Source organism: Lysinibacillus sp. NPDC056232 (assembly GCF_042267565.1).
Taxonomy (GTDB): Bacteria; Bacillota; Bacilli; order Bacillales_A; family Planococcaceae; genus Lysinibacillus.
In genome coordinates this window covers 1-9215 of the sequence record NZ_JBHJTF010000074.1, presented here as the reverse complement: position 1 = coordinate 9215, position 9215 = coordinate 1, and the positions used below count along the sequence as shown (strand labels likewise).

Here is a 9215-nt window from a genome sequence, read left to right as displayed (position 1 = left end):
AAAGCGTAGCGGCAGCAACAATTGTTTTATCTGTGCGAAAGCGTAGCGGCAGCAACAATTGTTTTATCTGTGCGAAAGCGTAGCGGCAGCAACAATTGTTTTATCTGTGCGAAAGCGTAGCGGCAGCAACAACAAAGCGCCCAGTCGGAACGGAAATCAAACCCTAGTTTTGCCAAAGAGCAATACTTTATTTAATTACCTTAATTTTATTGACACAATAGTTTTCAACACGATGAAAAAAACGTGCGAACACAAAAGGTTCACACGTTCTATTTATTAGAATGTAATAACAGCTTGTCTGCTGCGTTCTAGTTTATCTACAATTTCTTTACCTGTTTCATCCCATTTAATCATGCGGTAATACGCATCATGGTAGAAAATAAAGCCGTAGCCATTCGCAAGTGCTTCTTTCATTATACGTTCCTTCGCAAAGACACTCGCCATTGGATAATCGTCATACGCTAAAACCCATAATGGATTTTGATGTGCATGCGTCGGCATAATATCTGCCATATGCAATAATACCTCACCATTTTGAGTCAATTTTATAATGGCATGTCCATCACTATGACCACCAGTATGAATCATTTCAATACCCGGAACTACCTCTAACGTACCTTCATACGTTTCGATTAAGTGCTGAACCGGCTCCCAGTTTTCTTTCCAATACGTATTTTTCGAGCGAATATTTGGCTCACGCATTTCATCCCACTCAATTTTCGTTACAAAGATTTTTGCATTCGGGAATGTTGGTACAAGTACATCGTCTTCCCATTGCGTTAAACCTCCGGCATGGTCAAAATGCAAATGCGTCATTAAGACTACATCAATATCAGCAGTTGTTAATCCTAGCTCCTGTAAGCTAGCCGCTAATGTTGACTCCTCAGTTACCCCAAAGTTACGTAGCTGCTTTTCATTTAATTTGTTAAAACCAACGCCTGTATCAACAATATAGTTTTTGCCTTCATATTGAATTAATATTGGCTCAGTTGGTAACTCGATTTGATTTTTTTCGTTAACTGGATATTTGCGTGACCAAAGTGGTTTTGGTACAACTCCAAACATAGCACCGCCATCAAGGCAAGTGACACCCCCGTTTAGCCATGATAATGACATATTGTGAAACTTTAACTCATCCATCCATACTCCCCCTATTTAGTAAAGAATTGCGATTCTAGACGATAAATTGGCTGTCCTTTAGCAGAAAATTTCTCCTCATATTCAGTCATAACATTATCCTCAGGCATATTCGCATGTAGGTCGAGTGATACATACTTTAGTAACATACCATATTCAGACATACTCATTAATGAATACTCAAACAAACCACGGTTGTCCGTTTTAAAATGGATTTCCCCCTCATCCACTAAAATCGACTCATATAATTTCAAAAAATCCCCGTGCATTAAACGTCGCTTAGCATGGCGCGTTTTCGGCCAAGGATCTGAGAAATTCAGATACACACGCTCTACATCATTTTTCCCAAAATATTTATATAAATCTGCGCCATTTACTTTTAATAATCGTAAATTCGCTGGAGATTTAGCCTCTAAACTTTTTTCTAATGCACAAACAATTACACTGTCATAAAGCTCAATTCCAATATAATTTATATTCGGATTTTGTAAGGCCATACCTGTGACAAATTGACCTTTCCCAGTACCTACTTCAATATGTAATGGGTTGTCATTTCCGAAAACAGCCTGCCAATTTCCTTTAAAGTCTTCAGGATTCGGAACAATCACCTCTGGATGATTCGCAATCATTTCCTCCGCCCAAGGCTTATTTCTTAATCTCAATTTTCTTCCTCATTTCTTTCTCATGAAATTATTAATTTTTTATAGTATAACGTATTACCATAAAATTCGCATGAAATTATTGCGAAATGATATTTTTTTACTCGATGTTTTTTGTGCGAAAGCGCAGCGTCAGCAACAGGTTTTCATATGTGCGAAAGCGCAGCGTCAGCAACAGCCACCGATGTTGGTCACGAAGGAGTCGCCCACCCTCCACTCCAATCAACTTTTATGCATAACATACGGTTTAACAATTGTCATCCCGAATTTTTAGTGAGGGACCATTTTTTCAAAGTTCCTCTGATCGTACCTGCCAAGCATCACGTTGCACTGTACAATGAATCCTCGTTCCCTCTCTAATTTCCCCAATATAGTTACCATCTGTATGACAATCAACGTCATTTCCATGCACGAAAATGTTAAATTGATGGCCTTGCAAAAAAGTAATCTCTTTAAATTTTGTATGTTTTTCAAAAAACACAGTGACAAATACTAGTAGCAATTTAAGGCGGGAAATACCGTGAACGATTGTTATTTCGATTTGTCCATCATTCGGTTTAGAAGATGGGGAAATTTTCATTCCTCCTCCGAAATAAGGTTGATTGCACATCGCAACAAACCATGCTTGCTGAAAGTGCCATTCTTGATTGTTTGCTTGAATCTTTACATCAAAGCGTCTAAAGCTAAATAGTCCTCTTACAACAGCCGCAGCATAGGATAGCTTACCAAGCCCTATTTTATTGAGGTAAAGCTTCAAGCGAGATGTATTAATACGTTTGGTGACAAATGCGTCAAAGCCCACACCAGCATTATTGACAAATATCTCGTGCTGATGATCTCCAAACTGAACGGCACCAACATCCATTGGGAGGTAAACCATTTCATTTTGCATATAGCTTTCAATTTGAAAGGCATCTTGAAATGTAGTAAAGTATCGTGCGAAATCATTTCCCGAACCAGCACGAACTACACCAATAACTATAAATTTATTATGTACAACGCCACTAACAACCTCATGTATTGTGCCGTCACCGCCAACAATAACAATTATTTTTTTTGTTTGAGCATCTTGCGCCCAATTTTTTGCAAGCTCCTGCCCATGTCCCTCATATTCTGTAAAGGCGACTTCATAGTTAATTGTTAAATGCTGTTGAAGATGGTGCCAAACTTTCTTACCTTTACCGTGCCCCGCTGCTTCATTCACAATAAATAATACTTGCATTACTAATCCCCAGCTGGTTGAGAAGATTGCTGCCAAATATCTCGATTAAAGGATGTTGTTTGTACATTGCTTAAAATCGTTTGAGAAGCACGAATTTGCATATGCTTCATAGGAGAGGAAACATTCCTTAAATGCTCCATCCACTCTCCATAATTTCGACGATCAACAAATTGAATTCCGTAAGGTGATCCTGGATAATCGAAATATCCATTCTGTGTTAAAATAACCTTGCGAATCGGCATATTTATATTATCCTGCTTAAATAATTGAGTTAATACAGACTCCATACGATTCAAACTTATCATTGGATTCAGGACTTTCGAATCCTTCGTCCCTACTTTTTTTATCCAGAATCGCTCACTGCCCCCTACATAAACTGCTTGATTTTCCGCTTCTAGTACTGTTATACAAATACATTCTGTCGGTGACATTAGCACAACATCAAGCTCTATAGGTGCTTTTCTAATTTGTAAAATAGGATAATAAAAAAGCAAATAATTATCAGGTAATTTTTGCAACAAATTTCGTAACAAAGGATCGCGCATAAAACGAGGATCTACATACGACTTTTCACGTAGTGTTGAACTTGCCCATTTCATTTGGAAATGGAAAAATTGATCGATAAACATTCGTTTTAATTCATGAATAGATTGTGGTGCATAGACAATTTTTGGTTCAAATGTTAAAGTCGTTTCTTCGTCTGGTATGCTATCTTCATCACTCACTAATTCATTCGTTATCTCGATCTGTTCAATATCCTCATTTTCTTCCTTCTGACGACCGGCAAATATTTTTTTGAATAAAGAGAATCTTTCTTTTCCCTCAAAAGGATCATTTTCTGAATCGTCGTCGTTATGTTGCCACTCGCTAATTTCTTCTCCTAACTCCCACTGTCGCTTAACACGCTCCCATTGACTTTGCTTTAAACGTACAAATTGTGTTGGATATCTTGCTAAATCAATTTGATAGCGTGAAATATAATCTTGTAATTTCACCAATTGTGCCATGTGTTTTGGTCACTCCAATCTTACTCGCCCTATATCTAATTTGCTAATTTCTCCACTCTTGCTTAGTAGGCAAATCAATCGCAATATCAATTTCGCCTTGGCGTAATTGTTGCTGTCGCTGCACTTTCGCACAGAAAACATCTATTTCTATCGCTAGCTAAATGAAGATAAATAGACAATTGCATACATTACATCGACATTTGCTCATTGAAATTAAATCCCGATAGCAATCATTCTACAACTGTAGTCATCGTTTTTTATTTTACATGACGTTACAGGAGAAAACATCCATAATTTGTTCTATAAAAAAAAGAGAGCTACCCAAGTTTAGTTTAGGGTAGCTCTCTTACAAGATTCATTTATTTCGCATTAATAGAAAGCGGTAATTTCGCCTCGAATGCTTGTTGTAATTTACGAGTCCATTCACCTGGAACTCCAGCACCAATTTTGTTACCATCAACATCGATAACAGGTGTTACTTCAGAAGATACAGATGACACAATGATCTCACTCATTGTTAATAAATCAGCCTTTGTCATTGGTTCTTCAATAACAGGTAAATTAATTTCCTCAGCACATTTTAAAATAACTTGGCGTGTAATACCGTTTAAAATGAAGTTATTTGCAGGGTGTGTATAAAGCTTACCATCTTTAATGCCGTAAACATTTGCTGATGAACATTCTGTTACGATGTCACCACGATGTAAAATAGCCTCATAGCAGCCTTTTTCAGATGCTTCCTGTTTTGCCATTACAGCACCTAATAAGTTTAAAGATTTAATATCACAACGTAACCAGCGAATATCCTCTACTAAGGTAGCCTTAACACCTTTTTCAAAGTTTTCATATGAACGCTCACCAGTTTTAACATTCCCTGTTAATACAGCTGGAACACTTGCATCTGGGAAAATATGATTACGAGAAGTTGTACCACGTGTAATTTGGAAGTAAACATGACCCGTTTCCAAATTATTTTTTTCGATAAGTTCATGTAATAATTTGTGTAATACGTCTTTAGTATAAGGAATGACAAGACGAATTTTTTCGGCACTCGCATAGAAACGATCAATGTGTTCTTGTGCTGTGAACATATTTCCGTTATAAACTTTAATTACTTCATAAATGCCGTCACCAAATTGGTAACCTCTGTCTTCTGGAGATACTGCAATTGATCCTTCTTCAACGATTTGATCATTCCATAATGAATATGCCATTTGTTACGTTCATCCTTTTCATCTTTAATTTATTTGTTTCCTGCAAGTTCAACAATTGCTTCAGCATAAATAGCTGTTGCTTTTATGAGATTTTCAATGACGACAAACTCATCCGCACGATGCGCTACGTCAGGTTCACCTGGGAACAGCATGCCAAATGCTACACCTTTTTTCATGACACGCGCATACGTACCACCACCAGTAGACAGTAGAGGTGTTTCATAGTCTCCTGTTTGACGTCTATAGATATCTGCTAAAGTCTGGATAAGTGCATCGTCCTCGCTTACATAATGTGGTTTAGAGTCATCTTGAATATCCAATGAAAATCCTTTTGCCACAGTTAAGCGTTGTGCTTCCGTGATTTTTTCATCAAACGGATATGAGACAGAATAGCGCATACTAATGACCATGCTGCCACCTTTAGCCACATCGTAGGTTACAATACCTGGATTTAATGTAGTTTTACCAGACATTTCATCCTCGAATTGTAAATCAAGCTTGTTGCCATAATGATCTTGATAAAAAACATCTGCGGTAAAGTCGACAAATTGTTTACTTGCCTCTGTCGTCAACTCTTGTTGTAAAAATGCTGCAAGATAAACAGCTGCATTGACACCTTTTTCCGGCTCCATTGCATGTGCTGCCTTACCTTTGATAGTTATTATATAGCGAGAACCCTCGATTAATAAAGACCCTTCTAGCTGATTTTTACTTAAAAATGCGTGAAAATTCTGTTCGAATTGTGAGGAAACGAACTGCACCGTTGCTTTTGCAAAATCCGGTACCATATTTGGTCGCTTTCCAGCATTAAATAGTAATAGCTGTTCTTTCGAAGCATCACCTGTTTTATTTTGAGAGAACACTAGCTCGGCAATGCCTTTTTCAGCATTGATGAGCGGGAAATCCGCATCTGGTGCAAATCCAATCGTCGGCATTTCCTCATGTTTAAAATAGTGGTCGACACAGCGGAAGCCAGTTTCTTCATCCGTACCGATTATCATACGGACTCTTTTATTAAGCTCAATGCCTGCATCTTTGACAAGTTTCATGGCCATCCATGCAGCAATTGTTGGGCCTTTATCATCTATCGCACCACGAGCAAATAGCTTTCCATCTGCTACAGTGCCACTAAAGGGTGGGTAAGTCCAATTTGTTTCATCACCAACTGGTACCACGTCAACATGACATAAAATACCTAATAAATCGTCACCTTCACCCATCTGTATGTGACCTGCATAATTATCAATATTTTTAGTTTGCAAACCTTCAGCTTGGCCCTTTGCTAATAACCATTCAAGAGCCTTTAATGGACCATCACCAAAAGGTACTTCAGTAGTGATCGTATTCTCATCAAGAACACTATTAATTTGCACAAGCTCCTGTAAATCTTGTATCAATTCATCTTGTCTTTCCTTTGCAGCTTGTAACCAATCCATATGATGGACCTCCTCTAAAGTAATAACATTATTCTACTCTTTACAACATAAATTACAATCATCTTTCTGACAACTTTTCAAAATCTTGCTTCGAACACTACCACATATAGCACGTTTTTCACTTATTCCCACAAAATACAGTAAAAATTTTATGTCTTAATTGTAAATTCCTCTTGCATTCACTAGAAAACTGACTTGTTTTTCTATATAATGAACTTATCAGAATGATTTTTCTGAATATAAAATTAGAAAAGGGGATGTCTAAGGCAGCTACTTATTAGCCTAAGTGCACTCCGCACATATTGTCGTCCGCTAGTCTTTGCCAAGAGAATTAAGATGAAGGAGTGGTTCATTTATGAAACCAACTACTGATCGAATGCTTAATCGTATTAAAGATGTGTACATGTTTATTTTAGACAAAGGAACCGTGTCTACACAGGATTTAGTCGAAGAGTTTAGTATCACTCCTCGCACCGTTCAAAGAGATTTGAACGTGTTAGCCTTTAACGATTTGGTGATGAGTCCAAGTCGAGGCAAATGGACAACGACGAAGAAAAAAGTAAAATTGACGTCTTAGTTTTTACGTGTAACGCGTAAAGCATTTTGTATGGGAAAAGAATGACCTTTCGTCGTGGTCATTCTTTTTTTGTTTTCTACTATTTGTTAATGACCCCCATTAATCAATTATGCCTCGGAATAATTGTATCCGGTATCAACTTTGTGCTTAGGCCTGCAGTTGTTTTTTGCGCGATAGCGTAGCGGCAGCAACAACAGCACGATGTTGGTCACGAAGGCGTTATCATAGGATGTGATGGTTTTAGCCTTCGTTCCTCTATTGCTAATCCCAAAGGAGTCGCCCTCGTACCGAAGATCAACTTATGTACATCGCATACGTTATAACAAATGTCATCAAACATTTCGCTCTTATGAAGTTTCCAGCTTACTTCTCCCCACTATTCATTAAGAATCACTTGCATTTTATAACATTTCGTTTTTTAGTATTCCCCATATATTTTTCGACTATTTACAATTGCTTAACAATCCGTTAAAATCGAAACATTCTACATTTTGAAAGGAGGATATTCTATGAAAATCACCAAACTATTTCATCCTCTAGTTTGGATCATTTTAGGTGGAACTATTTTCACACGCATAGCAAGTTTTATGGCAATGCCCTTTTTAGCCATCTACTTACATAATGAAATTGAAGCATCCCCATTACAAATAGGTTTGACGATTGGTATTGCACCGTTAATCTCCACTGTAGGAGGATTCTTTGGTGGTTATTTAACTGACCGATTTGGCAGGAAAAGCGTCATTTTACTTACTATTGTTGTTTGGAGCATTGTGTTCTTTGGCTTTGCAACAGCTCATACGGTTTGGTTTTTCGTAGCATTGAATGCCTTAAATGGCTTATGTCGCTCCTTCTTTGAACCCTCGACACAGGCATTAATGATTGATTTTACTCCTGTCGACAAACGAAAAAGATTGTTCTCGCTTCGTTATACAGCGATTAACATAGCGGCTGTCATCGGTCCTGTTATTGGTGTTTATATTTCTCAATTGTCTAGCCCAAGTATTCCATTTATGCTGACGGGAATTATGTATATTATTTATGCTGTATTTTTATTTTTCGTTTTAAATCGCTATGAAATGCAGCAACCAAAAGCTTCAACACCTACAAAAATATTGCAAACCTTCACGATACTCTTGACGAATCGTGTACTACTAAGCTTTATTTTCGGGGCAATTTTAATAAATATTGGTTACTCTCAATTTGATTCAACTCTGCCACAAATCATTGAACTTAAAATCGAAGAAGGTGCCAAGCTCTATTCTGTACTAATCTCACTAAATGCAGCGGTTGTATTATTACTACAATTACCGATTAGTATACTTTCAGAACGTTTTTCATCTTCGGCTACTCTATTAGTAGGAATTCTGTTCTTCGCGTTTGGTCTTTTATTATTCGGCTTCTCAAATAACTATCCACTATATATGATCGCTATGATTATATTCACGATTGGTGAAATTTTCGCCTTTCCGACTATGAGTATCATGATTGATGAAATTGCGCCTGATACACAAAAGGGAGTCTATTTAGGAGCAGCCCAATTTAAAAATTTAGGAGGCTTTATTGGACCCATTATTGGCGGGTGGCTGTTAACACATTACATGGATGCAATGTTTGCGGTTATTGCTGTTCTTGTTTTATGCAGTTGTTTATTTTATAAATCCAAGCTTAAGCCGCAACAGGAATAAAGTGGCTCATCACCATAACGTGTGGTTGATTTCCGTTCCGACTGGGCGCTTTGTTGCTGACGCTTCGCTTTCGCACAGATAAACATTTGTTGCTGACGCTTCGCTTTCGCACAGATAAAACATTTGTTGCTGCTGCTTCGCTTTCGCACAGATAAAACATTTGTTGCTGCTGCTTCGCTTTCCCACAGATAAAACATTTGTTGCTGTCGCTTCGCTTTCGCACAGATAAAACATTTGTTGCTGTCGCTTCGCTTTCGCACAGATAAAACATTTGTTGC

10 protein-coding genes are annotated in these 9215 nt (G+C 37.7%); 3 read left to right on the top strand and 7 right to left on the bottom strand.

Annotated features, from left to right (window positions below):
• Window positions 1-276: 276 nt before the first annotated feature.
• Window positions 277-1140: a YtnP family quorum-quenching lactonase gene (locus ACFCYJ_RS26880; RefSeq protein WP_376078980.1), complete on the bottom strand. Its 864-nt coding sequence runs from the start codon at window positions 1138-1140 to the stop codon at window positions 277-279.
• An 11-nt stretch (window positions 1141-1151) separates the two neighbouring features.
• Window positions 1152-1799, bottom strand: a complete 648-nt coding sequence (gene trmB, locus ACFCYJ_RS26875; protein ID WP_376078979.1) for a tRNA (guanosine(46)-N7)-methyltransferase TrmB — start codon at window positions 1797-1799, stop codon at window positions 1152-1154.
• A 70-nt stretch (window positions 1800-1869) separates the two neighbouring features.
• Between trmB and ACFCYJ_RS26870 the strand changes: the two genes are divergently transcribed.
• Window positions 1870-2070 carry a hypothetical protein gene (locus ACFCYJ_RS26870; RefSeq protein WP_376078977.1) on the top strand — a complete coding sequence of 67 codons (201 nt, stop codon included), beginning with the start codon at window positions 1870-1872 and terminating at the stop codon, window positions 2068-2070.
• 15 nt (window positions 2071-2085) lie between these two features.
• Here ACFCYJ_RS26870 and ACFCYJ_RS26865 read toward each other — a convergent pair whose 3' ends face one another.
• From ACFCYJ_RS26865 to pepV, 4 genes are all read right to left on the bottom strand, one after another.
• Window positions 2086-3018 (bottom strand): diacylglycerol/lipid kinase family protein, encoded by a 933-nt coding sequence (locus ACFCYJ_RS26865; protein ID WP_376078975.1) that lies wholly within the window; start codon window positions 3016-3018, stop codon window positions 2086-2088.
• Between the two features lie 2 nt (window positions 3019-3020).
• Window positions 3021-4025 (bottom strand): nuclease-related domain-containing protein, encoded by a 1005-nt coding sequence (locus ACFCYJ_RS26860; protein WP_376078974.1) that lies wholly within the window; start codon window positions 4023-4025, stop codon window positions 3021-3023.
• A gap of 359 nt (window positions 4026-4384) precedes the next feature.
• Entirely contained in the window at window positions 4385-5239 is an 855-nt protein-coding gene (dat, locus tag ACFCYJ_RS26855; protein ID WP_376078972.1) for a D-amino-acid transaminase, read from the bottom strand.
• A gap of 29 nt (window positions 5240-5268) precedes the next feature.
• Window positions 5269-6675 (bottom strand): dipeptidase PepV, encoded by a 1407-nt coding sequence (gene pepV, locus ACFCYJ_RS26850; RefSeq protein WP_376078970.1) that lies wholly within the window; start codon window positions 6673-6675, stop codon window positions 5269-5271.
• Window positions 6676-7030: 355 nt separating this feature from the next.
• On the opposite strand from pepV, the gene ACFCYJ_RS26845 reads away from it, so the two are divergent.
• Window positions 7031-7252, top strand: a complete 222-nt coding sequence (locus ACFCYJ_RS26845; protein WP_049667439.1) for a DeoR family transcriptional regulator — start codon at window positions 7031-7033, stop codon at window positions 7250-7252.
• 509 nt (window positions 7253-7761) lie between these two features.
• The gene (locus ACFCYJ_RS26840; RefSeq protein WP_376078968.1) at window positions 7762-8937 is read left to right on the top strand and encodes an MDR family MFS transporter; all 1176 of its coding nucleotides are present in this window, start codon (window positions 7762-7764) and stop codon (window positions 8935-8937) included.
• Here ACFCYJ_RS26840 and ACFCYJ_RS26835 read toward each other — a convergent pair.
• Window positions 8918-9215: hypothetical protein (locus ACFCYJ_RS26835; RefSeq protein WP_376078966.1), on the bottom strand; the 298-nt coding region annotated here is incomplete at its 5' end. The genes ACFCYJ_RS26840 and ACFCYJ_RS26835 overlap by 20 nt on opposite strands.

Coding starts and splice junctions, on each gene's coding strand:
- ACFCYJ_RS26840 (WP_376078968.1), top strand. CDS start 7,762: ATGAAAATCACCAAACTATTTCATCCTCTAGTTTGGATCATTTTAGGT.
- ACFCYJ_RS26865 (WP_376078975.1), bottom strand. CDS start 3,018: ATGCAAGTATTATTTATTGTGAATGAAGCAGCGGGGCACGGTAAAGGT.
- pepV (WP_376078970.1), bottom strand. CDS start 6,675: ATGGATTGGTTACAAGCTGCAAAGGAAAGACAAGATGAATTGATACAA.
- ACFCYJ_RS26845 (WP_049667439.1), top strand. CDS start 7,031: ATGAAACCAACTACTGATCGAATGCTTAATCGTATTAAAGATGTGTAC.
- ACFCYJ_RS26870 (WP_376078977.1), top strand. CDS start 1,870: ATGAAATTATTGCGAAATGATATTTTTTTACTCGATGTTTTTTGTGCG.
- ACFCYJ_RS26860 (WP_376078974.1), bottom strand. CDS start 4,025: ATGGCACAATTGGTGAAATTACAAGATTATATTTCACGCTATCAAATT.
- dat (WP_376078972.1), bottom strand. CDS start 5,239: ATGGCATATTCATTATGGAATGATCAAATCGTTGAAGAAGGATCAATT.
- ACFCYJ_RS26880 (WP_376078980.1), bottom strand. CDS start 1,140: ATGGATGAGTTAAAGTTTCACAATATGTCATTATCATGGCTAAACGGG.